The following is a 24,849-nucleotide window of genomic DNA, read 5'->3' as shown; positions in this document are numbered from 1 at the left end:
TAATGGTTATGTTAAAAAGACATCCAGACTTTGGTTCAACCCGGTATAGGGAAAGCTGCCTGCAATGGTTAAACACCTCCGGCTGCACAGTCTCGATCCCCACAAGAGCAGCCTGCCGCTTTCGGGCATGATTCTGCTGCCTCTTGACTAAATTGCTCTAATGAGCAGCATGGTCATCAAAGTGTCATGAAATTTGCTCATATGAGAGTTGTGAGGTGGCAAATGACCAGACAAACCGCAATACTTGAGACCGCTCAATCCCAAGGCCGGGTGCTTGTCGACGAATTGGCGGAGCGTCTGAACGTGTCCCCGCACACGATCCGGCGCGACATCAACGCCTTATGCGAGCAAGGCAAGCTGCGCCGCCTGCACGGCGGGGCCGAGTTCATCGAGGGCAGCTCGAATCTGCCATACTCCACCCGCTCGGCCCTGAATGTCGCGGCAAAGAAGCAGATTGCCGGGCAAGTCGCCGCGCTGATTCCGGACGGGGCCACGTTGTTCTTCTCAATCGGCACCACGCCGGCCCTGGTTGCCGCCGCGCTGGCCGAACGGGAAGGGCTCACCATTGTCACCAACAACCTGAACGCCGCCATGGCCCTGTCCGAGGCACCTGGCGCACGGATCATTCTGCCCGGCGGCACGCTGCGCCTGCCAGACCGGGACATTCTGGGCGCGCAGGTGCTGGACCTGTTCCGCGGCTACCGTGCAGATTTTGCGATCTACGGGGTCGGCGGCATCGACAGCGACGGCAGCCTGCTGGATTTCCACGAGGAAGAAGTGCAGATCCGCCAGACCCTGCGGGACAATGCGCGGGCTTCCATCCTGGTGGCGGATGTCTCGAAATTCGGGCGCCGCGCCGCGGCGGTCGGCGGCAGGCTGGAGGAGGCGGACCGCATTGTGATCGATCAGCGCCCCGCAGCCCCGTTTGACGCGCTGCTGGAGCCGGTGCGCGATCAGCTGATTATTGCGGGAGAGGCAGCATGAGCTTTCTTGCGCTGGAGCACGTCAGCCGCCAGTGGGACGGCCAGGGCGGGGTGCAGGACATCAGCCTGAGCCTGCCGCAAGGCGCGTTCCTATCGATCCTCGGCCCCTCGGGCTGCGGCAAGTCCACGCTGCTGCGCCTGATTGCAGGGCTGGAACAGCCGCAGGAGGGGCGCATTTTCATCGGCGGCAAGGACGTGACCGCCCTGCCCGCCGCGCAGCGCAACCTGTCAATGGTGTTCCAGTCCTACGCTTTGTTTCCGCATCTGAGCGTTGCCGAAAACGTGCTGTTCGGCCTCAAGGTGCGCCGCATCAGCCGCGCCGAGCAGGCCAAGCGCCTGGCCAAGGCGCTGGAGATGACCGGCCTGCAGGGACTGGAGCGGCGCAAGCCCGCGCAGCTGTCCGGCGGCCAGCGGCAGCGGGTCGCGCTGGCCCGCGCCGCGGTGGCGGAAAAACCGCTCTGCCTGATGGACGAGCCGCTGTCCAACCTCGATGCCAAGCTGCGCCATTCCGTGCGCAAGGATATCCGCGCTCTGGCCCGCACCCTGGGGCTGACCGTGGTTTATGTCACCCACGACCAGGGCGAGGCGATGAGCCTGTCGGACCAGGTGGTGCTGATGAACGCAGGCCGCATCGAACAGGCGGGCAGCCCGGCGGAGCTTTATACCCAGCCAGCATCGACTTTTGCGGCGCAATTCATCGGTGAACCGCCTGCTGCCCTGATCGAAGGGCCCGCGCTTGGCCTCGGCAGCGGCCTTCTGGTGGGCGTCCGGCCCGAAGCCCTGCCGGTGCATCCCGCCGGCACAGGGGATCTGACCGCAACAATTGAAGACATCGAATATCTGGGATCGGAAACCCGCCTTTCGCTGGCCCATCCCGCGGCCCAGGGCCTGGCTGCCATCCTGCCCGGCACCGCGGATTTCGCGCTTGGCCAGCAGGTTGGCATTTCCATCCCGGCAGAAGACCGGCTCCTTTTCAACGCCCGCACAGGCAAGTTGGAAAAGGAGCCGCAGCAGAATTCCGAGGCGCGCATTCGCCAAAACACAGCGTCCGGAAATGGGCCCCAAGCCCCCCGTCACCTGAACCCGTCACTTGAACTTGCCCAGAAGGAACTCTGACATGACCCGTATGTCTGCCGTAGCGGCTATTTTCGCCGCTGCCACCGCGCTCGTCAATCCGGCCGCGGCCGGGACCGAACTGACCATGTACTACCCGATCGCCGTCGGCGGCAAGCTGACCGAGGTTGTCGACGGCATCGTCGCCAAATTCGAAGACCAGAACCCGGATATCAAGGTCAACGCGATCTATGCCGGCAATTATGACGACACCCGCATCAAATCCTTGGCCGCGCTCGAAGCAGGCGAGCCTGCGCAGCTGGCGGTGATGTTCTCGATCGACGCCTATGACCTGATCGAGCAGGACCTGGTGGTGCCGTTTGACGATCTGGTCGACGGTACGGAAGAGGATGCCTGGCTGAACAGCTTCTACCCGGCACTGATGGCCAACGGCAAAATCGAAGGCAAGACCTGGGGCGTGCCGTTCCAACGCTCGACCATCGTAGCCTATTACAACAAGGACATGTTCCGCGCCGCAGGCCTGGATCCGGACAAGGCGCCTGCCACCTGGGAAGAACTGGTCTCGATGGGCAAAGCCCTGACCAGCCAGGAACACCACGGGCTGATGATTCCCTCCACCGGCTACCCCTACTGGATGTTCCAGGCGCTGGCGATCCAGAATGGCAAGGAAGTGATGTCCGACGACGGCGTGACCACCTATTTTGACGACGCAGCCGTGGTCGACACGCTGGAATTCTGGAAATCGCTCAGCCAGGAGCATGGCATCATGCCCGAAGGCACGGTGGAATGGGGCACCTTGCGCCAGGCTTTCCTGGAAGGCAAAACCGCGATGATGTGGCATTCGACCGGCAACCTGACCGCAGTCAAGAACAACGCTGAATTCGATTTCGGCGTCGCCAAGCTGCCGGGCAATGTGCGCCTGGGCTCGCCCACCGGCGGCGGCAACTTCTATGTGTTCAAGAACAGCACCGCAGAAGAGAAAGACGCCGCGCTGGAGCTGATCAAATTCATGACTGCGCCGGAGCAGGCCGCCGAATGGTCGATTGCCACCGGCTATATGGGCGTATCGCCCGCCGCTTACGAGACCGAGACGCTGAAAGCCTACACCGCAGGGTTCCCGCCCGCGCTGGTGGCCCGCGACCAGCTGCAGCACGCGGTGGCCGAATTCTCGACCTTCGAAACCGCCCGGGTGCGCGACGGGCTGAACGCCGCGATCCAATCGGCGCTGACCGGCGAGAAGACCGCCGAACAGGCCCTGGGCGAAGCACAGGCCGCCGCCGAACGCCTGCTGCGCGCTTACAAATAAGCCGCCCAAATCTGTGGAAACTCCGGGCGCCGGGTTACCCCCCGGCGCCCGCTTCAGCCAGGACACCGCATGACCGACGCATTTGCTCTTGAACGCCGCCGCAGGGCCGTGAACGGCTGGCTCTTGCTCAGCCCCGCGCTGATCATGCTGTCGGTCTTTGCCTTCTACCCGTCCCTGGCGACAGTCGTCACCTCGCTGTGGTCGCGCGGCACCCGCCGCCGCCCTTCCGAGTTCGTGGGGCTCGAGAACTACCAATACCTGTTCGAGGATCCAACATTCTGGCTGGTTGCCTGGAACAACCTGCTCTACGCCGCAGTGACAATCCCCGTCTCCATCGCGCTGGCGCTGGCAATGGCGCTTTGGGCCAACTCGAAAATCCCCGCCCGCAGCTTTGTCCGCACCGCCTATTTCACCCCCACCGTGCTGCCGATGATTGCGGCTGCCAACCTGTGGCTGTTCTTCTACACCCCCAGCTTCGGCATCCTCAATCAGATCGGCGCGCTGTTCGGGGCCGGTCCGGTCAATTGGCTGGGCCAGCCCGGCACCGCGCTTTGGGCGGTCAGCGCCGTCACTATCTGGAAAGAAGCCGGGTTCTTCATGATCTTCTACCTGGCCGCCTTGCAAACCATCCCGCCGGACCTGAAAGAAGCCGCCGAGATCGAAGGCGCCAGCCGCTGGACCTACCTGCGCCGCATCGTGCTGCCGCTTTTGATGCCGACCACCCTGTTCATCCTGGTCAACGCGATGATCAATTCGGTCAAGCTGATCGACCATCTGTTCATCCTGACCAAGGGCGGCCCCTCGGACAGCTCCAAGCTGATCCTCTACTACATCTGGGAGAACGCATTCGCCTACTTCGACCGCCCTGCTGCCGCCGCGATGACGGCGCTGGTGCTTGCGGTGCTCGGCGCGCTGGCCGCCTTCCAGTTCCTGGTGCTGGACAAAAGGACCCACTACAGATGAGCCGCTTTATCGAGCCTGCCATGGCCATCCTGCTGGCCCTGTTGTGGATTTCGCCGCTGGTCTTTGCGCTATGGGCGGCGTTCCATGATGTCAGCGACGCCGTGAACTTCCGCCTCAGCGCACCGCTGACTCTGGACAATTTCCGCACCGCCTGGGAGGGCGCACCCTGGCTGCAGTACTTCCTCAATACCTTCCTGCTGGTGACGCTGATCCTGACGGGCCAGTTCTTCCTCTGCACGCTGGCGGGTTTTGCCTTTGCCCAGACCGAATTCCGCGGCCGCGACACCATGTTCATCCTGGTGCTGCTGCAGCTGTTCATCCTGCCCGAAGTGCTGATCGTCGAGAACTACCGCGTCGCCGCCGCCCTGGGCCTCCTGGACAGCCTGGCCGGGATCGGCGCGCCCTATATGGCCTCGGCCTTTGGCATATTCCTGATGCGGCAGGCCTTCAAATCCGTGCCCAAAGATCTGGAGGAAGCCGCCCGTGTCGAAGGCTGCTCCACCCTGGGCGTGCTTTGGCGCGTGTACGTGCCCGCCGCCCGGCCCACTTATCTGGCCTATGCGCTGGTCTCGGTCTCGACCCATTGGAACAACTTCCTATGGCCGCTGATCGTAACCAATTCCGAAAGCACCCGCCCGCTGACCGTTGGCCTGTCGCTGTTCGGCGCGCCTGAGAACGGCGTCGACATCTCAGTCATCTCGGCCGCCACCGTGATGGTGATCGCGCCGCTTCTGATCCTGTTCCTGGTGTTCCAGCGCCAGTTCGTGCAGGCGTTCCTGACCGCGGGTGTCAAGTGACCCCCGGCCGCCCCATCCAAGCATATGATTTCATGACAAGAATTCTTCAGATTTCAGACCCGCACATCCTGCCCGAAGGGCAGCTGTTCCAGGGCAGCCTCGACACCGCAGCAGCCTTGCGCCGACTGTTGCGCGGCCTGGCCAGCCTGCTGCCCCGGATCGCGCCGGTCGACCGGATTGTCGTCTCCGGCGATCTGACCGAAACTGGCTGCCCCGCGGCCTATGCCCATTTCAGCAAGCTGATGCAGGACAGCCCGCTGCCCTGGCTTGCCGTTCCCGGCAACCACGACAGCCGCACCGCCATGCGAGCAGCCTTCGCAGCCCGGGACTGGATGCCTGCACAGGGCCCGGTCAATTGGCGTCAGGATTTGCCGGGCCTGACCCTGCTGGGCCTGGACACACTGGTAGAGGGCGCGGCGCACGGCGCGCTGTCCGCTGACAGCTGCGATTGGCTGGCGGAACAGCTTGGCAGCCTGAACGGCCGCCCTGCCCTGCTGTTCCTGCACCACCCGCCGATGGACACCGGCATCCAAGCCATGAACGAAATCGGCCTGCGCACACCCGGCCGCCTGGCAGAGCTTCTGCGCGCCCACAGCGGCCCGCTGCAGATCGGCTGCGGCCACATCCACCGTGTATGCCACAGCACCTTTGCCGCCCATCCGGCCATCACCGCACCCGGCGTATCCCACAGCATCGTGCTCGATCCGGACGGCCGGTCCAGCCTCAGCTGGGCCCCAGGCGGAACCGGCGCGATCCTGCACAGCTTCGACGGCCGGTTCCGCGCCGACTTGATCACTCCGGCAGATTTCGGGCCTCCCACCCCCTTTGCATAGGGTGAGACCCTTCATTCCTGCATCTGGCCCAGCCGGCGTCACAATACAGCCGGCGTCCGGGATTGTTCCCGGCTCCCCGGCTTTATTGCATTTGCCTTTAGCGGCGAAAGCTAACTTGCCGCATCACCAACATATTGAGATGATTACGCCGTCCTTCCACCGGCCGAAACGCAAGGTTTCCCATGCAAGCGAAACGTCTTTACCGGAACATCCAAAGGCTTCTGCCAGCCTTTGAAGCGGCTGCCCGGTTGGAGAGTTTCACACTGGCAGGTGAAGAAGTCGGGCTTTCTCAAAGCTCCGTCAGCAAGCAGATCAAGGAACTGGAAGACCGGCTTGGCCAGCCTCTTTTTACGCGCAGTCACAAGAGCATAAGCCTAACCTCAGCAGGCCGGAAACTGTTGCGCGCGTATAGTTTTGCGGCGTCGCACATGGCCGACACGCTGGACGATATTCTGCAGGAGAAATCAAGGCACCAGATCGTATTGTCGACTTCGACCTCAAATGCGGCCTTCCTGCTTCTGCCGCGTGTCGCCGAAGTCAGAGCCTGTTTTCCCGGGGGCGAAATCTTTGTGGTGACATCAGACCCGCAAGGCATTGAGCCCTCCGGCAAGGTTGATCTGGCCCTTGTGTTCGGAGAACCCGATTTCCCCGGGTTCAAATCGCAGCCCTTGTTCAATGACATCCTCACTCCAGTCTGCACACCGGAGTATCTGCGGGAAAACGGGCCAATCGAAAGCGTCCAGGATCTGCTCGGCTGCGAGCTTTTGCACATGCAGGCGCAGCATGCCTCATGGGTGGGCTGGCGGCGCTGGCTGCGCCACTTTTCCCAGGAACTGCCCAAGGACCGCCAGCCGATGGGTTTCAACAACTACTATCACGTCATTCAGGCCTGCCTGGCCGGGCAAGGCGTGGCGTTGGGCTGGATGCGCATGCTGGGCGACCTGACAGCTTCCGGGCAGCTGGTCGCTCCTCTGGCTGAATGCCTGGAAACTGAAGACCACTATCATCTGGCCTGGCCCGCGAACCGCCCCCCCGCATTCGACGCGGCCCCGTTTAAAGACTGGCTGAACCGGCAATTCAACGGCTGTCCGCCCTCAGAACCAGCACCTGTTCTGTAGACTCCGCTCGGGCATCCACGCTCCGACCGCAGCAGCATGCATTCTCTGAGGGAATGCAAAGCTGCAATAGCTTTCATTTGAGGACTAAGGGCCCATCCAGCATTTTACGCAGGTCACCTGTGCAGGCTGCTTTGCCTGCCCCTTCACCACATTCAGGAAGACCCAAGGAATGCGCAACAAATTCACCTTCAGCCACCAGCCAGCGCAGCGGAACTGGACCGTTGCGGGCCTGAGCGCCAGCAATGGCAAGCTTCGGCTCACAGATGTGGCAGCCATGAATGCCAGGCAGGCAGCGCGGGCTGACGACGCCGGAAACGATACGCGGATGACCCGTGTTCAAACTCAGGGCAATGTCCGGGCGGCGGCGTCAAATACCCTCGTTACCGCAACGCTGAGCACCTGCCAATCTGCCGTGCGAAGCGGCGCCTTCCCGTATGAAGCCGTCTCCGCACAGATGAGCCCCTGCGAGCTTAAGGCGTTCCGGTCCGCCCCCCTTGGCACTGAAGGCAAAGGATGACCGGCATGGCACAGGAAACCGCAGACGCCGCATCCGGCGTCACACTGCCCCGCAAATCCACTTGGAACTGGCACCCTGAGCTGCCGCTTCAGGATCATTCGGTCTTCAACCTCAAACGCGGCCCGGTTGCAGCTTTAAAAGTGCTATGGGGCTCCTGGCTGCCCATCTCCGACCGTCTGATTGTTGTCGCGGTCTCATTTCTGACTTGGTTCTACCTGTCACCTTCCCTGGAGACAGCACAGGCCTTTGCCTGGGATTGGGTCGCCGCCGTCTACTTCCGCAATCTTGCCCTGATGCTGCTGCTGGCAGGCGGGATGCACCTCTATCTTTATACGTTCAAGCGCCAGGGCAACTATCTGCGCTACGATGCGCGCCCGTTCCATAAGAAAAGCGCGCTGTTCACCTTCAACAGCCAGTTCCGCGACAATGTGTTCTGGTCGGTTGCCAGCGGCGTGACGGTCTGGACAGCCTATGAGGTCATTGGCCTTTGGGCCTATGCCAACGGATTCATGCCGGTAATGGAGTTCGCCAGCAGCCCGGTCTGGTTTGTGCTTTGGTTTGTTTTTCTGCCGGTTTACGGCGTGTTCCATTTCTACTGGATCCACCGGCTGCTGCATTGGGGCCCGCTCTACACACATGTGCACGCGCTGCACCACCGCAACGTCAATGTCGGCCCCTGGTCCGGCATGTCGATGCACCCGGTTGAACATATCGGCTATCTAAGCTCGGTCCTGATCCATCTCGTGCTGGCCTCGCACCCGGTCCATTTCATCTTCCAGCTGCAGCAGAAAGTGCTACTCGCGGTCAGTTCGCACGCTGGATACGACGCGGTCACCGCAGGGGAAGGCAGCGATAAGGGGCTGAAGGTCGGTGATTTTTTCCATCAGCTGCATCACAGGTACTTTGAGTGCAACTACGGCGAGCCGGAAGTTCCCTGCGACAAGTGGTTCGGCACCTTCCATGACGGCACCGAAGAGGCCACCGCGCAGACCCGCGCAAGGCTGAAAGAGATGCGCAGGAAGTAAACGGCTGCACCGGCAGGCAAAGCCCCGCCGGTGCCAATTCAGCAAAATCCAGGTTCCGCCATCCTGCGTAGTACAAAAAACGGGCAGTTCTAATCCTTTTCGGCCACCAGCCACTTAGCAGCCAATCACTCCAGCAGAGGGCCCAGGGCCACCGCCCGCCCGCGCTGGACACCGTCGTCCCGGTTAACGTTGCATCCAATGACGCGCCGCTTCTGTCACGAGCCAATCAAATGTATCTACCTTCCAGAAAAAATCGTCTTTCGTCCAAGGCAGTTCGGATGGCTGAGGCCGGCGTGCGAGACTGTACGCTTTTGCTGACCATTCGGTCGCTCCGCTACGCTCTTCAAGAAATCCAGCAGCCGGAAGCAAGCCGAAAACGCATTTCAGCGTTTCCGGATGGCCTAATCTTCCGTAGTGATTGTACGCCTTAAACATCGCCGAAAACGCGTTGCCCAAAGAAGATTGATTGCTGAACGGAAGTTCCGGCGGTGTTTGAAGCTCAAATTCATCGCTTGAAACGAGCAGCTTGCAAGAAAAATACGGGTATTCGACACTGGTTGCAAATCCGCATTCCAGCAAAGCACTCATAGCCATTTCAAACGCGGTTATCGCTTGATTGGACAGAATAGTTCCTGCAGCCACGAAACCATCTGTCAGCGCTTGCGGATTTCGGGAAAGATCCTGGGGATCAAAATTCGTGGAGTACGCAAACAGCGTTTGAGCATGGTAACGGCACAGCTCGACCATCAGATCGCACTCCGCTCGGTTCCAAACTTCCCGGTTCATTTTCATTCTATCCAACTCCGCTTCTGCTCGCGGACCATAGTGAACACTTGTTTCCAATTGAAGCGAGGGCATGTGTGACCGGCAGCAGCAGCCCTGCGTTAGCCGCCTGGAGCCGGTTGCACAGGTCCTAACGGAAATCTGCGTGTCCAGATTGGCGGCCAATCTGGCTATTGCAGCCCCACCGGTCCCAATCGGCTTGCTACGGAGGGGCACGCAACTATTTTTCAGCCGGGAATGATCCAGGTTTCTCATAGGACCGTAACCGGTCTATGGTGACAGTAAATTTGGACAAACCGCCCGGCAGAAAAGCTCTGCATGGGGTATCCCCAGGGGCCACAGCAGCAGTGTCAAACGGCAAAGCCTTTTCTCAGCTGACGATCTGGCTGCTTGCGATCCGCGACCAGAGGGACCGGGCGGCCTTTGGTGCGCTGTTCGACCATTTGGCGCCTCGGCTGAAAGGGTTTGTCATGCGCTCCGGAGCCAGTTCCGCGCTGGCTGAGGAAATCGTGCAGGATGTCATGCTCACCATCTGGCGCAAGGCATCACAGTTCGATCCGCACAAGGCGCAGGCCTCGGCTTGGATTTATCAGATTGCCCGCAACCGCCATATCGACATCGTCCGGAAGGAGCACCGCCCGGTTCCCGATGAGCTGAGCGCGGATCCCGGACTGGAACCGGACGCCAGCCAGATCCTGGGGCTGGAGCAGGAAGCCGAACAGCTGAAGCTGGCAATCCAGCAGTTGCAGCCGGATCAGAAAGAGATGATCGAAAAGGCCTATATCGGCCAGCTGACCCACCAGGAAATCAGCAGCCAGACCGGCCTGCCTCTTGGTACTGTAAAGTCGCGCATCCGCCTCGGGTTGGGGCGACTGCGCAAAGAACTAAAAGGATTGCGCTGATATGCCTGCAATCACCCACCATATCCCCGACGCGATGATCGCCGCCTACGCGGCGGGCAGCCTGCCGCATGCCTTTGCCATGGTGGTGGCCAGCCACCTGTCCTATTGCCGCGACTGCCAGGCCGCGCTTGGCGCCCACCAAAGCGCCGGCGGCGCCCTGCTGGAAGCAGCGCATAGCGAAGAGCTCTCGCCTGGAATGAAGGCCAGCGTTATGGCGATTCTGGATAAGCCCCCGACGCCGGAGCCGGTCTATGATGCCAAGGGAATTTATCCTGGCCCAGTGATGCAGGCCCTGAAGGGCGGCGCCCCGCGCTGGCGGACCCTGGGCATGGGCGTAAAGCAGAACATCCTTTACGAAGGCGACGGCGGTTCGGCCCGGCTGCTGTATATTCCGGCGGGGCAGGCAGTGCCCGATCACACCCACAACGGCCTGGAACTGACCCTGGTGCTGCAAGGCAGTTTCAGCGACGAGACAGGAAGGTTCGGCGTCGGGGATGTCGAGATCGGCGATGAGGATCTGGAGCATACTCCAGTGGCGGATGCCGGCGATCCCTGCATATGCCTGGCGGCCACTGATGCACCTCTGCGGTTCAGCGCATTGATGCCGCGCCTGCTGCAGCCGCTGTTCAGAATTTGAATCTGACCTTACCTGCCGCGGTAGATGAGCCAGTCGGGCAGCAGGTGCAGCAGTTTGATCATCCAGGAAAACGGGCGCGGAAAATCTGTCCGGAACCGGCTCGATTTCAACGCCGCCACAACATACTGCGCCGCCAGCTCCGGAGTCATAAGCTGCGGCATGGCAAAGCTGTTCTTGTCCGTCAGCCGGGTCTTGATAAATCCAGGATTGATGATGCGGACCGTTACGCCGGACCCTTTCAGGTCATGCCGCATGGTTTCAGCCAGGCTGATCAGCGCGGCCTTGCTGGCGCCATAGCCGATAGCGGCGGGCAACCCGCGGTACCCGGCCAGCGATCCGATCAAGGTGATTTCGCCACGGCCCGCTTTGACAAACTCCGGCAGAACCTGTCCCAGCACCCTGACAGCACCATTGTAGTTCACATCATTCATCCTCAGGACGGCCCCGGTGTCCCAGTCCTGGGTGCGCATCGGCTCATAAGCACCAGCGTTGTAGATGACCGCATCCACAGTTCCCGCAAGCTGCGCCGCCTGGGTGATTGACCCCATGTCCGTTACATCCACCGGCAATGGCTGTGCCCGGGTCAGTTCGCCCGCCAGAATCTCCAGCGCTTGGCCCGATCGGGCTGACAGGATCAGCCGGGCGCCCTCCCGGTTCAGCTGCCGCGCGATCTCGCGCCCCAGCCCGTGGCTTGCGCCCACCAGCCAGACGGTCTTGCCCTCAAAGCGGTTCATGCCCCGCGGCCGGAATAGGTGGAGCTGTCAGACACGAGCGGTTCAGGCGGCGCGGGTTTGTTCAGGAATGGCGCCCGTTTGGCCCAAAGCTTCAACGCCTGCCAGTAAATCAGCGCCACCACCCGTATCGGCCCCAAAGGCCTGCGCAGCGCAGCACCGGCCAGTGAGGCCGTGGAGGCCGGGCGGCGCAGCCCGTTCAGCGTTGCCAACACACCCTGGGCGCCGTTCCTGTAGGAAATCCGGATGTTGAAGGCGCGGTCTGTCATCCCGAAATGAAACTGGTAGCTGCCGGCAACCTGCTGAAACGGAGACACATGCATCATCTTTTCAGCACCGATCACCTCGTCCCGTCGGATCGGCCGGAAATCCGAATGCGCAGCAAAGTAGCAATGGCGGTGGCCGAAGGTGTTGTTCACCTCGGCGATGAAGGCTCTTGGTGTTCCGTCCCTGACAGCGATCCAGAAGCTTACCGGGTTGAAATGAAACCACAGAAAGCTCGGCTGGGTCAGCAGCAGCAGTTGCGCGTCTGCCAGCGGAAAGCCGCGCTGCTGCAATTGATCACGGAACCAGGCAACTCCGCTGCCTGCACCGCGCGGGCCGCCGTGGTGGCGGTCATGAATGGAGAACAGATTGAACCGGTTGCGCGACAGCAAGGGCGGAGCGCCCTTGGTCATATCGGTCAGAATATAGTCCACACCGTAGCGGAAGGCGTTTTTCAAACCGCCCCTGCGGGCGTGGAAGGTCTGGGCGGGCACATGCTCAATCATAAAGATCTTACGCGCGCGTAGCCGCTTCGGATCACGTCACGCGAAAATTTTCCTTCCGCAGTGATCCGTCCTCCGGTGCGGCGCGTAACAGCTTCAAACAACAGGAAGGAAAGCTGCCTATGCTTGATCAGACGCAGGGCCCGCGGCGCAAGATCGCGATTGTCGGAGGCGGCATCTCCGGCCTGTCCGCAGCCTACTACTTGTCTGCCAAACATGACGTCACCCTGTTTGAGGCTGCCCCCCGTCTTGGCGGCCATGCCCGCACGGTTCTGGCAGGCAGGAACGGGGACCAGCCTGTCGACACCGGTTTTATCGTCTTCAACTATGCAACCTATCCCTATCTCACCCGGCTGTTTCGCGAGCTGGACGTGCCGGTAATGAAAAGCGAGATGAGCTTTTGCGCCAGCATCGACGATGGACGGCTGGAGTACGGGCTGAACAATCTGCGTATGCTCACCGCGCAGAAGAGCAACCTGTTCCGGCCGCAATTCCACGGAATGGTCGCTGATATCATCCGCTTCGGGAAACGGGCCGAGGCGGCAGCGGCAGACGATGAAAAGACCATTGGCGAACTGGTGGATGAGCTGGGCCTGGGCAGCTGGTTCCGCAACAACTACCTGATGCCGATGTGCGGGGCGATCTGGTCCACGCCGGTCAGCGATGTGGATGCCTTTCCGGCAAAATCGCTGGTGCGGTTCTTCCGCAACCACGCGCTGCTGGCCGGCACCGGCAAGCATCAGTGGTGGACGGTCAAAGGCGGCAGCATCGAATATGTCCGCCGTCTGGAGGCCGCGCTGATTGCCCGCGGGTGCCGGATCCGGACCGGCACGCCCGTCCGCAAGGCTGTCCGCCACGGCGAGGGCGTGGCACTGCACATAGACCGGCAGGAGCCATACGCCTTTGACGAGGTGATCTTTGCCTGCCATTCGGATCAGGCGCTGGCCATTCTGGGCAGTGACGCAACCCCCGCCGAAGCTTCGGCACTCGGCGCAATCCGCTACCAGCCGAACACGGCTGTGCTGCATTGCGATGAAGGGCAGATGCCCCGGCGGCGCACCTGCTGGTCCAGCTGGGCTTACCGCAGCCAGGACGGCGGCGTCGGGGTGACCTACTGGATGAACCGGCTGCAGAACATCCCCGAAAGCGATCCGCTCTTTGTGACGCTGAATCCGTCCCGCTCTATTCCGGAAGCAAAGATCTATGACCAGGTGGAATTTGCCCACCCGGTCTTTGACCGCGCCGCGCTGCGGGCGCAGCGGCAGATCCGGGCAATGCAGGGACAGAACCGCACCTGGTTTGCCGGTGCCTATAACCGGCACGGATTTCATGAAGACGGCATCGCCAGCGCCATGCGGATTGTCCGCATGATGAATTCTCCCACCGCATTCCAGGCCAAAGGAACAGAACATGGCATTCACAGACAAAGCCCTGCAGTCAGAATTCCTCTCAGCCTGCGCGCGTCTGCGTGAAGGTCGGCTGACACTGCGCACGCCGGACGGCGCGCGCTACGAATTCGGCGACCGGGGGGCAGAGGCAGAAATGCAGATCCATGACTGGGCTGCGGTCTCTGCCATGGCAGCGCACGGCCAGGTTGGCCTGGGTGAGGCCTATGTGCAGGGCCTATGGGACACACCGTCTGTCGAAGGCCTGATGCGGCTCGCCATGCAAAACCGCGGCCACCTCGGCAGCTATGATCAGGCCAGTCCGCTGAACCGGGCAAAGTTCCGCATCGTCGACACTCTGCTGCGCGCAAACTCCAAGCGCGGCGCCCGCAAGAACATCCGCGCCCATTACGATGTGGGCAATGAGTTCTACCAGCTCTGGCTGGACGATGGCATGACCTATTCCTCCGGCCTGTTCAGCCCGGGCTGCGAAGACCTGGCCAAGGCGCAGGCCCGCAAGAACGATCGTATCCTGTCGCGGCTTGGCGAGGGGGAGCGGGTGCTGGAGATCGGCTGCGGCTGGGGCGGCTTTGCCGAACAGGCCAGCGCCGAGGGCCGCGCGGTGACCGGGGTTACCATCTCGCGCAACCAGCACAGCTATGCGGAAAGCCGCCTGGACGGGCACGCCGACATTCAGTTGCGCGACTACCGCGACATCGAAGGCAAGTTCGAAAACATCGTGTCGATCGAGATGGTCGAAGCGGTGGGCGAACGGTATTGGCCCAGCTATTTTGCCAAACTCAAAAGCAATCTGGCAGAGGGCGGCCGGGTGCTGCTGCAAGCCATCACTGTGCGCGATGATTTCTTCCAAACCTACCGCAGCTCCTCGGACTACATCCGCCAGTATGTGTTTCCGGGTGGCATGCTGCTGTCCGATCAGGTGATTGCACAGCAGGCAAGCACGGCCGGGCTGCAGGTCCGCGACAGCTTTGCCTTCGGTCAGGACTACGGAAAAACCTGCCGCATCTGGGCACAGCGCCTTGCGGATCAGAAGCGCCGCATCAAGGATTTGGGCTATGGCGAGGCCTTCTTCCGCAACTGGCAGTACTACCTTGAGATCTGCGCAGCGTCTTTTGCCATTGGCCACACCAATGTGGTGCAGGTGGAGCTGGCCCATGCTTAGGCCGTTTGCCCTCCTGTGCCTTTTGGCGCTGCCTGCAGCCGGGACAGCCAGCCAGCTGCAAACCCTGCTGCCGGGCGTCAAGGAGCGCGGCGCCGCAACCTTCCGCCTGCTGGGCCTGCCGGTCTATCAGGCCCGGCTGTTCACCAAGGGTGCGGCCCCGCTGGACTGGTCGCAGGATTTCGGGATCGAGCTGACCTATCAGCGCCGTATCAGCCAAGCCGATCTGACAAGGGCGACCCTGCGCGAGATGCGCCGCATGGGCAATCCGGTGCCGCCGGAAGCCAAGCTTGCCGCCTGCCTCCAAAGCGTTGCGCCCGGGGACCGCTACCTGGCCGTCAGCCGGGGGCCGGACCAGGTCGACTTCCTGCGCAATGGCCGCAAGACATGCAGTCTGCGGCAGCGGGGCATCAAACGGCATTTCATGTCGATCTTTCTGGGGGAAAACTCCCGTTCTGCCAGCTTCACACGCGGCCTCCTGGGGTGAAAGTGCTTTACCCCCGCGTCAGCCTTTATGCGATGATGCTCGCCTCGGCAGGCATTCCGCTTTACATCCACCTGCCGCAATTCGCGTCGGTGGAACTGGGGATCGGGTTGGGTACGCTTGGCGCTATCCTGCTGGGTATCCGCCTGGTTGATCTGGTTCAGGACCCGCTGATCGGCTGGATGGCCGACCGCTGGCCCCGCGCCCAGCTCGGCCTTGCGATGCTGGCGGCCGGAGGGCTGGCGGCCGGCTTCCCCCTGCTGTTCTCGCTGGCGCCGGGACCGCAGGCCGCGGTCCGGCTGGTTCTGATCCTCATCGTCCTGTTCACTGCCTACAGCCTGGGCATGATCCTGCTCTATGGCCGCAGCGCAACGCTTGCCAAACACCCGGCCCCCCGCGAGCTGCTGACTCTCGCAGCCTTTCGCGAAGCCGGATTGCTGGCAGGCGTCATTTTCGCAGCTATCGCACCTGCGGCTCTGGTCGCCCTTGGGGCCGCGGGCCAGGGCTATGGCGCCTTTGGCATCGCCCTTGGCCTGTTTGCACTGCTGACTGCTGTGCTGACCCGCCCCATCTGGACCCGCCCGGCCCGCACCGGACAGCACTTGTCCGTGCGGTCGCTGGCCAGCGCCGGGGCCGTCAGGCTGCTGGCCCTGGCAGTGCTCAACAGCCTGCCGGTTGCACTGACCTCCACCTTGTTCCTTTTCTTTGCCGGGGACCGGCTTGAGCTTGCAGACTATGCAGGCGCGCTGCTGGTGCTGTTCTTCCTCTGCGCGGGCCTCAGCGTGCCGCTGTGGACACGCCTCAGCCAGCGGACCAGCCCCAAGCAAACCCTGCTGATTGCCATGCCGCTGGCAATCGCAAGCTTTGCCGGCGCAGCTTTTCTCGGCGCTGGCAGCCTGGCGGGGTTTGCGCTGATCTGCGCGGCCTCCGGTGCTGCGCTGGGGGCTGACATGGTTCTTCTGCCTGCCATGTTCAGCATTGCTCTCACCAAAGCCGGCCTCAACGCCGCCGCCGCCTTTGGCATCTGGTCCTTTGCCGGCAAGCTGGCCCTGGCGCTGGCTGCAGCACTCGCGCTGCCGCTGCTGGAACAGCAGGGCTTCCAACCCGGCGGCCCGAACACGGCTCAGGCGCTGGGTGCCCTGACCCTGGCCTACGCTGTGCTGCCCTGCGTTTTGAAAACCGCTGCTTTTGCCTTTGCCTTCACGCTTCCATCGGAGAAACCCGCGTCATGAAACTGCTCACTGCCCTGCTGCTGATCGCGCTTGTTGCGATGATTGCAAAAACCTACCTGCTGAGCTTCCGGTTCCAGTCGCCTGAAGACTATGCCGGAACCGGGCCGGAGTTTGACCTGACCAAGCATCTGTCCGGCGAGATCCTCTCCGAAGGGCTGATCTTTGGCCCCAATGGCAAAATGGCCAACAGTTTCACCGCCAAAATGGTGGGAGAATGGCAAGGCAGCTCCGGCACATTGTCCGAGGAGTTCACCTATTCCAACGGCGTGACACAAAGCCGGAAATGGTATCTGACACTTGGCCCGGACAACACGTTCACTGCCACCGCCGATGATCTGGTTGGAGAAGCTAAGGGCGTCGTTTCCGGTGCCACAGTGCAGCTGAACTATACGATCAAACTGCCCGAAAGCGCCGGCGGCCATGTGCTGCAGGCCACCGACTGGATGTATCTCACAGAAAGCGGTGTCATCCTCAACAAGTCCGAGATGCGCAAGTTCGGCCTCAAAGCAGCAGAGCTTGTGGCGAACATGCGGCCTGCACATTGAACTGGGCTTTTAGGGGAGCCGTGCCAGCTTCCCGGCCCCGGCCAAGATTTGGTGCAGTAAGTTTCTTGACCAGAAAGTTAAGAGAGTATATCGGGTCGGCACCACACTTCAAAAGCGTATTAGCAAGATGACAGGCACCTGAATGCAGGTGCGGAGTCCAGTCAAACGTTAAACTTTCTTCTGCTCAAGGCAGCTGAACGAAGCTTTAACACCGGGCAATGCCCGCCTTTGGACTCAAAACCGGCTATGCGACTTGCCTTTGCCTGCTTACTGTTTTCATTGCTGGCCGGTGCTGCGGCGGCACAGAGCTTCCCGGTGCGGCTTGAAACCCGTTTTGGTGACGCAACCGTCCCTGAAAAACCCCGCCGCATCGTATCAATCAGCTTTATCGGCCACGATTTCCTGCTGGCGCTTGGCGAAACCCCGGCCGCCTTGCGGAACTGGTATGGGAACGATCCCTCCGGCGTCTGGCCCTGGGCGCTGGAGGTGCTGGGTGAAAACCGTCCAGCGGTCTTGCGCGGCGGCATAGATATCGAAGCGGTTGCGGCGCTTGAACCCGATCTGATCGCCGCCCAGTGGTCCGGCATCACAGAACGGGAATACGCCCTCCTGTCCCGCATTGCCCCCACCCTTGCACCGCCGCCCGGGTTCGGCGACTACGGCACTCCCTGGCAACTGATGCTGCGCCGGCTCGGCGCTGCCACTGGCACTGCGGACCGGGCAGAGGCGGTCATCGCGCGCATCGGCCGGCGTTTCGAAGACCTGCGCGCAAGCCATCCCGATTGGCAGGGCGCCAGCGCAGCCATGGTCTGGGCCGGGCAGACCGGAGCCTTCACCAGCCGCGATATCCGCGGCCGCTTCCTGGAAGATCTCGGCTTTCAAGTGCCTGCCGAAATCAACGCTGCCGCTGGCATCAATAGTTTTCACGCGCTGATCCCGGCCGAGGACCCCGCACCAATCGACGCGGATGTGCTGATCTGGCTCGACTACGGCGGTTCCGCGCCAGAAATTGCCCGGATGCCGCTGCGCCCGACCCTGCGCGCCTACAGGGAGGGCCGGGAAATCCACGCTGATCCGCTGCTGGCCGCCGCGCTGTCCCACTCCAGCCCGCTCAGCCTGGATTACGCGCTCGACCGCCTGGTGCCGCTGCTGGAAGCCGCGGCCGACGGCACCCCCGCAACACCTGTTCCCGGTATGGCCGAGGCCGGGCTTCTGCCCGAGGGGTCCTAAGATGCCGGACACCGCACTTGCCCTGGCAGCCCCCCACCGCCGCGCTGTCCTCTCCAGCCGGGCACTCTGGCTGACCGGATCGCTGGCGGTACTAACACTGCTTGCGGCGGTATCGCTGCGGCTGGGCCTGCGCCCCGTCAGCTGGGCCGACGTCTGGCATGCGGTCACCGCTTACGAACCGGCCAGCGCAGAACAGATCGTCATCCGACAGATGCGGCTGCCGCGGCTGCTCGGCGCCGTGATCACGGGCGCCGCGCTGGGAGTCTCCGGAGCGCTGATCCAGGGGCTGACCCGCAATCCGCTGGCCGACCCCGGCCTCCTTGGCATTAACGGCGGTGCCGCGCTGGCGGTGACCGGCTGCATCCTGCTGCTCGGCATAACCGATCCCGCGGGCTTTGTTTGGGCCGCCCTTGGCGGCGCGCTGGCGGCAGCCCTGCTGGTGGCCGTGCTCAGCGGCGGCCCGCTGGCCGGCCCGTTGCGGCTGCTGCTGGCCGGGGCAGCCGTCAGCGCCCTGTTTCTGACTCTCACCCGTGCGCTGCTGCTGGCCAGCCAGCAGGCGCTGGACGTGTACCGGTTCTGGGTGCTCGGCGGCTTTAACGGGATCGAGGTGCAAACCGTCGCGGCGCTCGCTCCCTTTTTCGCTTTGGGTACGTTGGCAGCGGTGGCAGCGGCACCGGGCCTCGATGCCCTGCTGCTGGGCGAAGACAGTGCCCGCGGCCTGGGCGTGCGCACCGGCACGGCCCGGCTGCTGGCCGGCGCTGCCATCGTGCTGCTGAGCGGCAGCGCCGTCGCCTTGGCGGGCCCGATTGCCTTTGCAGGCCTGATCGTGCCGCATCTGGCCCGCTGGGCCGCCGGGCCGGGGCTGCGCTGGAGCCTTGCCCTGTCAGCCCCCTTTGGTTCCATTCTTCTGCTTGCCGCCGATCTGGCCGGCCGCCTGCCGCTGCTGGGCGGCAATCTCCAGGCCGGGGTGATGACCGCCCTGCTGGGCGGGCCCGCATTGATCTGGATGGTGCGCCGGAACGGAGCCCGAAGCCTGTGACCTGGACCTTCCGTATCGCCGCCCTTTCGCTGCAGATCCCGCGCCGGGCCGTTTTAGCAGGCGCCCTGCTGCTGGCAGTGCTGCTGGCATTGGCCGCACTTGCGGCACAGCTAGGCAGCTACCCTCTTGGCGTCACCCGCAGCCTGCAGGTGCTGGCAGGCCAGGGCAGCGCGATGGAGCAGCTGGTTCTGCTCGATCTCCGTCTGCCGCGTATCTTGTCAGCGCTCGGCGCCGGAGCCGCCTTTGGCCTCTCCGGTGCCATCTTCCAAGCGATGCTGCGCAACCCGCTGGCCTCGCCCGATGTGATCGGTTTCAACGCAGGCGCCAGCTGCGGCGCCCTGGCCGCGCTGATCCTCACCGGCGGCCTGGTGCTGCCCGGCGCAATTGCCGGCGCGCTGCTGACCGCTGCCGCCGTCACCCTGCTGGCCTGGAAGGACGGGCTGTCCCCGGCCCGGCTGATCCTGACCGGCATCGGCGCAGGCCTCGCGCTCAGTGCCGCCGCCGACCTGCTGCTCAGCCGTCTCGACATCCAAACCGCGGGTGGAATGGCGCATTGGCTCACCGGCTCGCTGAACGCACGCAGCTGGGACGATGCAGCCCTGGTCTGGACCGGGCTTGCCGTGCTGGCGCCGCTGGCGCTTTGGCTGCAGTTCCCGCTCGCCCGCCTGCCCCTGGGCGAGGAGACTGCCGCCGGCCTAGGCCTGAACCTGCCCGCGCTGCGGCTGGCGCTCACTGTGACCGGCACCCTGCTGGCAGCGCTGGCCGTCAGCACCGCCGGACCGCTGCCTTTTGTGGCCTTTGCCACAGGCCCTATTGCCCGCGCCCTTGGACCCGGCGGACGCCCTGCCCTGCCGGGTGCGGCCCTTGCGGGCGCGCTGATCACCCTGCTTGCCGATACCGTTTCCCGCACCCTGCCCGGTATCCAGCTGCCCGCCGGCGTCTTCACCGCCCTCGCCGGCGCGCCGCTGCTGATCTGGATGCTGCTGCGCCACTTCCGTAAAGGACCGCTCTGATGCCCCCGGCCTCCACTGCCCCAAACGCCCGCCTGCGCGCTGAGGCCCTTTCGGCCGCCTATGCCGGGACCCAAGTGCTCGCAGACCTGAACGCAGAGATCCCTGACGGCAGCATCACCGTCATCGCAGGCCCCAACGCCTGCGGCAAATCCACCCTGCTGCGCGCCCTTGCGCGGCTGCAGCCCGCCGCCGCGGGCCAGGTGGTGCTGGACGGCAAGGCAATCCACCGCCAGCCCAGCCGCTCTGTCGCGCAAAGACTGGCGATCCTGCCGCAATCGCCCGCCGCCCCCGAAGGGCTGACCGTCCGCGACCTCGCCGCCCGCGGCCGCACGCCGCATCAATCGCCGCTGCGGCAATGGTCCCGCCGGGACGCCGCCGCCGTGGACCAGGCGCTGCAGCGCACCGGCATGGCATCCCTCGCCTCCCGGCCGCTGGAGGCGCTTTCCGGCGGCCAGCGCCAGCGCGCCTGGATTGCCATGGCGCTGGCCCAGGACACCGGCATTCTGCTGCTGGATGAACCCACCACCTACCTTGATCTGCCGCATCAGATCGAGCTTTTGAAACTGGTGCAGGAGCTCAACCGCGAAACAGGGCGCACCATTACCATGGTGCTGCACGATATCAACCTCGCGGCCCGCTTTGCCACCCATATGATCACCCTCAAATCCGGCCGCGTTCATTGCCAGGGCACTCCGGCCGACGTGGTCACCGAAACCGTCATGCAGGAGGTGTTCGGCCTGCCCTGCCGGATAATCCCCGACCCGCTGCATGGCACCCCCCACGTGATCCCGGAATGAGACCCGCACCGATGAACAGCCATCCCAGCTTCCCCCTGCGGGCCGGGGCCGCACTGCCCGCCTTGCCCTTTGCCGCCGCCCGGCCGGCTCTGCGCGCCATGGCGCAAGAGCATGAATTGCCAATCCTCCACGATGCTGACACCAGTCTCACAATCGAGATCCCCGGCTTCGGCCACTACTGCTTCACCGCGGAGGGGGAAGGCAGCGCGATCCTTGTATCGGCTGCACTACCGGACCGGCTCCACATGCTGAAAGAGGGTTTTGCCGAGCACCTCGAACACCTGCAGCCTGGCACGGCGGCTTCACTCCGCTGGCCGGATGACGGTGCTGCAGGCACTTTGCCTCCGGACGTGCAATTCACCACCGTGCTCTCTGTCGCTCCGCTGGGCCGCAATTTTCTGCGCATCCGCTTGCAAGCACAGGACCTGTCCGGCTTTGGCGATGATGCCATCCACTTCCGCCTGCTGCTGCCGCCCGCAGGCTGCACCGATCCGGAGTACCCGAAGATCGATACCAGCGGCCGGACCCTTTGGCCCAAAGGCGCCAAGGCATTGCACCGGCCGGTCTATACCGCCCGTCGCGTCTGCGCCCACAGCGGGTTGCTGGAATTCGACCTGTTCCTGCATGCCGGCGGCCGTGCCTCTGCCTGGGCGCAGAACGCTGCAGCAGGCCATCAGCTGGCCATCGCAGGCCCCGGCGGCGGCGGCATTCCGGACGCGGAAGAAATCCTGCTTTACGCTGATGAGACCGCCATTCCGGCCGCGGCCCGCATCCTCGAATCCCTGCAGCCCGGTACTCGCGGCCGCGCCACGCTGCTCACGGATGGCGCCGCCGCCTGCGGGTATCCGCTCACCGCACCACCCGGCATTTCCCTGCGCTGGCTGGACCGGCAGGCCGGAGACAGCCTTGGCGGCTGCGCCCGGGCGGAGTTCCCAGAGCATCCCGGCGCCTTCCTCTGGTTCGCCGGCGAAAAGTCTGAGGTCCAGCCCTTGCGCGATGCTGCCCGGGCCGCCGGGGTGGCGTCCGGCCAGCGCTATATCGCAGCCTATTGGAGCCTGCCGTAGCCCATCGTCCTGCCACCCGGCGAGGCTCCGCTCTGCAGGGCGCTCCTTCTCTCTGCCTGCAGACCTGACAGCACATGAGAAGCAGGGAAAAAGCTCTCCAAATCAAGGGTTATGGTTCCGCCGCCATTGACTCTTCACCTGTTAATTGTATGGTGCCGCCACCCAGGAACGTCCCAGGCGAAACACGCAATTTGCCAACCAATAGGGCCAGTTCCCTGCCACCCGTGCAGCCTGGCCGATAAACCTGGGACTACAGTGATGACAATCCAATCCGCCCCGGCCGCTACCGGCCGTCCCGCCTTGCGGGCGCTGCTCTGCGGCACCGCGCTTGGCGCCTCTGCGCTCGCCGCCCACCCCGTTTCTGCTCAGGAAGAGGACGTGCTGGAGCTTGCGCCGATCATCGTGCGCGACAAGCTGCAATATGCAGGCGCCGTCGACGGCTATCTCGCGCCCGCTTCCGAGACCGGCGTCAAATCCGGCGTGCCACTGGCCGAGGTGCCGCAGTCGATCTCGGTCGTGACCTCCACCGAGCTGGAACGCCGCCAGCCCGCCCAGGTCGAGGACGCGATCAAGTTCACCCCTGGCATCAACCCTTCCACCTGGGGCACCGACGACCGGTTCGACCAGTTCTCGATCCGCGGCTTCGACATGGGCACCAGCGCGCTCTACCGCGACGGGTTGCCGAACAAAGCGCATAATTTCGCCAGCTTCAAGATCGACCCCTACATGCTGGACCGGGTAGAGGTGCTGCGCGGCCCGGCAGGTGTTCTCTATGGCTCCAACGACGCCGGCGGCCTGGTCAACCTGGTCACCAAACGCCCCACGTTTGAAAACGAAGGCTCTGCCTATGCCGGCTATGGCAGCTTTGGCACCGCCGAAGCCGGCGTGGACGTCTCCAGGGTACTGAATGACGAGGGTACGCTGGCCGGGCGGCTGACGGTGCTGCTGCGCGACGGCGAAACCGAGCTGGACAATTCCCATAACGACCGCAGCCTGGTGGCGGGCAGCCTGACCTGGGCGCCCAGCGATGACACCAGCCTGACGGTGCTGATGCATCTGCAGCAGGACGAGCGCACACCGCTGCAGTGGGTCCCGCAAGCGGGCGTGGAATATGACGCGGCACTTGGCAGCCTGCCTGCGGACTTCTACACCCGGCAGTCTGACTTCAATTCCTATGAAAGCGACAGCGGGTCCATCGGGTGGGAACTCTCGCACCGCTTCGGCGACGGTTTCACCTTCAACCAGAAGACCCGCTATGCCCGCGACAAGATCGACTACCGGCACCTGTACCTGGCCTCGACCGATTTTGCGACCGGCGACATGGGCTATACCGCGCAGGCCAACACCGAAGAAGCCTATAACCTGGGCCTCGACAATTACCTGGAATGGAAACGCGGCGGCAACAGCCTGATCGTCGGCGCCGACTATCAGCGCCGCAAGACCGAATACCGCCAGCACCTGGCCTACGGCGCCTATTCCGTCAGCTTCGCCGATCCGGTGTTCGATTTCGACGTCGCCTACCCGCCGCAGTCGGCGCATAACCGGGAAGAATACACCGAAAAAGGGATCTACCTGCAGAACCACCACAAATTCGGCAACGGCCTGGCGGTCACTGCTGGCCTGCGCCGCAGCTGGTTTGAAAATGAAATCGATAATCTGCTGACTTCCACGACCCAGTCTCAGAAGAACGCCGCAACCACCGGCATGCTGGGCCTGACCTACGAAATGGCCAACGGCCTGACACCTTACGTCAGCTATACCGAAGGCTTCGTCCAGAATTTCGGCAAAACCATCGCCGGCGCGCCGCTGGATCCTTCCGAAAGCAAGCAGTGGGAGGCCGGCCTGCGCTACCTGCCGGAACATGGCAGCTACATGCTCAGCGCCGCCATCTTCGATCTGCGCAAGACCAACGTAAAGGACTACGACCGCAACGACCCGACCTGGAGCAGCTTTACCCAAGCCGGCGAAATCCGCTCGCGCGGGCTTGAGCTGGAGGCCCGCGGCCGGATCACGGACAATCTGCAAGGCGTGTTCGGCTACACCTACCTGGACAGCGAAATCACCAAGTCGCTGGTTGAGGGCCTGACTGGCAACGACAATGCCATGGCACCGCCGCACCAGCTGTCGCTGTGGCTGGACTATGATGCCGCGGCCTTGCTGCCGGGTCTCAGCATCGGCGGCGGGCTGCGCTACAATGACGATGCCTTTGCCACTCAAAGCAATGCACGGGTGACTCCCTCCTATACCCTCGCCGATCTGGCTCTGCGCTATGAATGGCAGGAAATGGAGGTGAACCTGCGGGTCTCCAACCTGTTCGACAAGGAATACGACAGCGTTTGCTACGACGGCTACGGCTGTTCCCGCGGCGAAGGCCGCACCGTGTCCTTCACCATCGGCAGATCCTTCTGATCAAACAAAAAACAGCGGCACGGGGTTCACCCGTG

Annotated in this window: 25 protein-coding genes and 1 pseudogene; 22 read left to right on the top strand and 4 right to left on the bottom strand. The window is 63.3% G+C overall.

The annotated features are described in order from the left end of the window. Positions 1-222: 222 nt before the first annotated feature. The 8 genes and pseudogenes from RA19_RS18335 (at position 223) to RA19_RS18305 (ending at position 7,074) form a co-directional block, all read left to right on the top strand. Positions 223-984 carry a DeoR/GlpR family DNA-binding transcription regulator gene (locus RA19_RS18335; protein WP_193748298.1) on the top strand — a complete coding sequence of 254 codons (762 nt, stop codon included), beginning with the start codon at positions 223-225 and terminating at the stop codon, positions 982-984. Further along, complete coding sequence (locus RA19_RS18330) at positions 981-2,099, top strand: ABC transporter ATP-binding protein (RefSeq protein ID WP_082020606.1); 1,119 nt, start codon at positions 981-983, stop codon at positions 2,097-2,099. Before RA19_RS18335 ends, RA19_RS18330 begins: the two co-directional genes overlap by 4 nt. 1 nt (position 2,100) lies before the next feature. Then, on the top strand, positions 2,101-3,363 hold the full coding sequence (locus RA19_RS18325; protein WP_039165290.1) for an ABC transporter substrate-binding protein: 1,263 nt from the start codon (positions 2,101-2,103) through the stop codon (positions 3,361-3,363). Between the two features lie 69 nt (positions 3,364-3,432). Then, positions 3,433-4,326, top strand: a complete 894-nt coding sequence (locus tag RA19_RS18320; RefSeq protein ID WP_039165289.1) for a carbohydrate ABC transporter permease — start codon at positions 3,433-3,435, stop codon at positions 4,324-4,326. Next, positions 4,323-5,123, top strand: coding sequence for a carbohydrate ABC transporter permease (locus RA19_RS18315; protein WP_039165288.1), 801 nt, complete (start codon positions 4,323-4,325; stop codon positions 5,121-5,123). The genes RA19_RS18320 and RA19_RS18315 overlap by 4 nt, the downstream gene beginning before the upstream one ends. Positions 5,124-5,155: 32 nt before the next feature. Then, positions 5,156-5,956 carry a metallophosphoesterase gene (locus RA19_RS18310; RefSeq protein ID WP_039165442.1) on the top strand — a complete coding sequence of 267 codons (801 nt, stop codon included), beginning with the start codon at positions 5,156-5,158 and terminating at the stop codon, positions 5,954-5,956. Positions 5,957-6,138: 182 nt separating this feature from the next. Further along, a pseudogene (locus RA19_RS27785) lies at positions 6,139-6,336 on the top strand (LysR family transcriptional regulator); the annotation flags it as partial. 48 nt (positions 6,337-6,384) lie between these two features. Then, positions 6,385-7,074 carry a LysR substrate-binding domain-containing protein gene (locus RA19_RS18305; protein WP_039165285.1) on the top strand — a complete coding sequence of 230 codons (690 nt, stop codon included), beginning with the start codon at positions 6,385-6,387 and terminating at the stop codon, positions 7,072-7,074. A 73-nt stretch (positions 7,075-7,147) separates the two neighbouring features. On the opposite strand, the gene RA19_RS26660 is transcribed toward RA19_RS18305, so the two are convergent. Then, positions 7,148-7,414 (bottom strand): hypothetical protein, encoded by a 267-nt coding sequence (locus RA19_RS26660; RefSeq protein ID WP_152615814.1) that lies wholly within the window; start codon positions 7,412-7,414, stop codon positions 7,148-7,150. Between the two features lie 182 nt (positions 7,415-7,596). Between RA19_RS26660 and RA19_RS18295 the strand changes: the two genes are divergently transcribed. After that, entirely contained in the window at positions 7,597-8,616 is a 1,020-nt protein-coding gene (locus RA19_RS18295) for a sterol desaturase family protein (protein WP_052261930.1), read from the top strand. 183 nt (positions 8,617-8,799) lie between these two features. Here RA19_RS18295 and RA19_RS18290 read toward each other — a convergent pair whose 3' ends face one another. Continuing rightward, the gene (locus RA19_RS18290; RefSeq protein ID WP_039165282.1) at positions 8,800-9,408 is read right to left on the bottom strand and encodes a hypothetical protein; all 609 of its coding nucleotides are present in this window, start codon (positions 9,406-9,408) and stop codon (positions 8,800-8,802) included. A gap of 338 nt (positions 9,409-9,746) precedes the next feature. Between RA19_RS18290 and RA19_RS18285 the strand changes: the two genes are divergently transcribed. Then, entirely contained in the window at positions 9,747-10,301 is a 555-nt protein-coding gene (locus RA19_RS18285) for a sigma-70 family RNA polymerase sigma factor (protein WP_039165280.1), read from the top strand. A 1-nt stretch (position 10,302) separates the two neighbouring features. Then, complete coding sequence (locus RA19_RS18280; RefSeq protein ID WP_039165279.1) at positions 10,303-10,938, top strand: ChrR family anti-sigma-E factor; 636 nt, start codon at positions 10,303-10,305, stop codon at positions 10,936-10,938. 8 nt (positions 10,939-10,946) lie between these two features. On the opposite strand, the gene RA19_RS18275 is transcribed toward RA19_RS18280, so the two are convergent. Together RA19_RS18275 and RA19_RS18270 are read right to left on the bottom strand one after the other, a co-directional pair. Next, positions 10,947-11,672 (bottom strand): SDR family NAD(P)-dependent oxidoreductase, encoded by a 726-nt coding sequence (locus tag RA19_RS18275; RefSeq protein WP_039165278.1) that lies wholly within the window; start codon positions 11,670-11,672, stop codon positions 10,947-10,949. Beyond that, on the bottom strand, positions 11,669-12,439 hold the full coding sequence (locus tag RA19_RS18270; protein ID WP_039165277.1) for a DUF1365 domain-containing protein: 771 nt from the start codon (positions 12,437-12,439) through the stop codon (positions 11,669-11,671). The genes RA19_RS18275 and RA19_RS18270 overlap by 4 nt, the downstream gene beginning before the upstream one ends. Positions 12,440-12,558: 119 nt before the next feature. Between RA19_RS18270 and RA19_RS18265 the strand changes: the two genes are divergently transcribed. The 11 genes from RA19_RS18265 (at position 12,559) to RA19_RS18215 (ending at position 24,814) form a co-directional block, all read left to right on the top strand. Then, a complete protein-coding gene (locus RA19_RS18265; protein WP_039165276.1) occupies positions 12,559-13,908 on the top strand; it encodes an NAD(P)/FAD-dependent oxidoreductase in 1,350 nt (449 codons plus the stop codon). After that, positions 13,847-15,004, top strand: a complete 1,158-nt coding sequence (locus RA19_RS18260; RefSeq protein WP_039165274.1) for an SAM-dependent methyltransferase — start codon at positions 13,847-13,849, stop codon at positions 15,002-15,004. The genes RA19_RS18265 and RA19_RS18260 overlap by 62 nt, the downstream gene beginning before the upstream one ends. Continuing rightward, complete coding sequence (locus tag RA19_RS18255; protein ID WP_039165273.1) at positions 14,997-15,488, top strand: hypothetical protein; 492 nt, start codon at positions 14,997-14,999, stop codon at positions 15,486-15,488. Before RA19_RS18260 ends, RA19_RS18255 begins: the two co-directional genes overlap by 8 nt. Positions 15,489-15,490: 2 nt before the next feature. Further along, on the top strand, positions 15,491-16,717 hold the full coding sequence (locus tag RA19_RS18250; protein ID WP_039165271.1) for an MFS transporter: 1,227 nt from the start codon (positions 15,491-15,493) through the stop codon (positions 16,715-16,717). After that, complete coding sequence (locus RA19_RS18245) at positions 16,714-17,262, top strand: DUF3833 family protein (protein WP_039165270.1); 549 nt, start codon at positions 16,714-16,716, stop codon at positions 17,260-17,262. Before RA19_RS18250 ends, RA19_RS18245 begins: the two co-directional genes overlap by 4 nt. A gap of 246 nt (positions 17,263-17,508) precedes the next feature. Continuing rightward, positions 17,509-18,492 carry an ABC transporter substrate-binding protein gene (locus RA19_RS18240; protein WP_052261902.1) on the top strand — a complete coding sequence of 328 codons (984 nt, stop codon included), beginning with the start codon at positions 17,509-17,511 and terminating at the stop codon, positions 18,490-18,492. Position 18,493: 1 nt separating this feature from the next. Further along, complete coding sequence (locus RA19_RS18235; protein WP_052261901.1) at positions 18,494-19,531, top strand: FecCD family ABC transporter permease; 1,038 nt, start codon at positions 18,494-18,496, stop codon at positions 19,529-19,531. Then, positions 19,528-20,544: a FecCD family ABC transporter permease gene (locus tag RA19_RS18230; RefSeq protein ID WP_039165269.1), complete on the top strand. Its 1,017-nt coding sequence runs from the start codon at positions 19,528-19,530 to the stop codon at positions 20,542-20,544. Before RA19_RS18235 ends, RA19_RS18230 begins: the two co-directional genes overlap by 4 nt. Continuing rightward, the gene (locus tag RA19_RS18225; protein WP_039165268.1) at positions 20,544-21,341 is read left to right on the top strand and encodes an ABC transporter ATP-binding protein; all 798 of its coding nucleotides are present in this window, start codon (positions 20,544-20,546) and stop codon (positions 21,339-21,341) included. Before RA19_RS18230 ends, RA19_RS18225 begins: the two co-directional genes overlap by 1 nt. 11 nt (positions 21,342-21,352) lie before the next feature. Beyond that, on the top strand, positions 21,353-22,405 hold the full coding sequence (locus tag RA19_RS18220) for a siderophore-interacting protein (RefSeq protein ID WP_039165266.1): 1,053 nt from the start codon (positions 21,353-21,355) through the stop codon (positions 22,403-22,405). Between the two features lie 258 nt (positions 22,406-22,663). Next, complete coding sequence (locus RA19_RS18215; protein WP_039165264.1) at positions 22,664-24,814, top strand: TonB-dependent siderophore receptor; 2,151 nt, start codon at positions 22,664-22,666, stop codon at positions 24,812-24,814. Positions 24,815-24,849: the final 35 nt, after the last annotated feature.

Source organism: Leisingera sp. ANG-M1 (assembly GCF_000813745.1).
Taxonomy (GTDB): Bacteria; Pseudomonadota; Alphaproteobacteria; order Rhodobacterales; family Rhodobacteraceae; genus Leisingera.
Note: the sequence above shows the minus strand (reverse complement) of the source record. Positions and strands in the feature narration are given on the sequence as shown.

Coding starts and splice junctions, on each gene's coding strand:
- RA19_RS18305 (WP_039165285.1), top strand. CDS start 6,385: ATGGCCGACACGCTGGACGATATTCTGCAGGAGAAATCAAGGCACCAG.
- RA19_RS18255 (WP_039165273.1), top strand. CDS start 14,997: ATGCTTAGGCCGTTTGCCCTCCTGTGCCTTTTGGCGCTGCCTGCAGCC.
- RA19_RS18260 (WP_039165274.1), top strand. CDS start 13,847: ATGGCATTCACAGACAAAGCCCTGCAGTCAGAATTCCTCTCAGCCTGC.
- RA19_RS18315 (WP_039165288.1), top strand. CDS start 4,323: ATGAGCCGCTTTATCGAGCCTGCCATGGCCATCCTGCTGGCCCTGTTG.
- RA19_RS18215 (WP_039165264.1), top strand. CDS start 22,664: ATGACAATCCAATCCGCCCCGGCCGCTACCGGCCGTCCCGCCTTGCGG.
- RA19_RS18320 (WP_039165289.1), top strand. CDS start 3,433: ATGACCGACGCATTTGCTCTTGAACGCCGCCGCAGGGCCGTGAACGGC.
- RA19_RS18270 (WP_039165277.1), bottom strand. CDS start 12,439: ATGATTGAGCATGTGCCCGCCCAGACCTTCCACGCCCGCAGGGGCGGT.
- RA19_RS18245 (WP_039165270.1), top strand. CDS start 16,714: ATGAAACTGCTCACTGCCCTGCTGCTGATCGCGCTTGTTGCGATGATT.
- RA19_RS18325 (WP_039165290.1), top strand. CDS start 2,101: ATGACCCGTATGTCTGCCGTAGCGGCTATTTTCGCCGCTGCCACCGCG.
- RA19_RS18220 (WP_039165266.1), top strand. CDS start 21,353: ATGAACAGCCATCCCAGCTTCCCCCTGCGGGCCGGGGCCGCACTGCCC.
- RA19_RS18240 (WP_052261902.1), top strand. CDS start 17,509: ATGCGACTTGCCTTTGCCTGCTTACTGTTTTCATTGCTGGCCGGTGCT.
- RA19_RS18290 (WP_039165282.1), bottom strand. CDS start 9,408: ATGAAAATGAACCGGGAAGTTTGGAACCGAGCGGAGTGCGATCTGATG.
- RA19_RS18235 (WP_052261901.1), top strand. CDS start 18,494: ATGCCGGACACCGCACTTGCCCTGGCAGCCCCCCACCGCCGCGCTGTC.
- RA19_RS18335 (WP_193748298.1), top strand. CDS start 223: ATGACCAGACAAACCGCAATACTTGAGACCGCTCAATCCCAAGGCCGG.
- RA19_RS18280 (WP_039165279.1), top strand. CDS start 10,303: ATGCCTGCAATCACCCACCATATCCCCGACGCGATGATCGCCGCCTAC.
- RA19_RS18225 (WP_039165268.1), top strand. CDS start 20,544: ATGCCCCCGGCCTCCACTGCCCCAAACGCCCGCCTGCGCGCTGAGGCC.
- RA19_RS18310 (WP_039165442.1), top strand. CDS start 5,156: ATGACAAGAATTCTTCAGATTTCAGACCCGCACATCCTGCCCGAAGGG.
- RA19_RS18330 (WP_082020606.1), top strand. CDS start 981: ATGAGCTTTCTTGCGCTGGAGCACGTCAGCCGCCAGTGGGACGGCCAG.
- RA19_RS18295 (WP_052261930.1), top strand. CDS start 7,597: ATGGCACAGGAAACCGCAGACGCCGCATCCGGCGTCACACTGCCCCGC.
- RA19_RS18275 (WP_039165278.1), bottom strand. CDS start 11,672: ATGAACCGCTTTGAGGGCAAGACCGTCTGGCTGGTGGGCGCAAGCCAC.
- RA19_RS18265 (WP_039165276.1), top strand. CDS start 12,559: ATGCTTGATCAGACGCAGGGCCCGCGGCGCAAGATCGCGATTGTCGGA.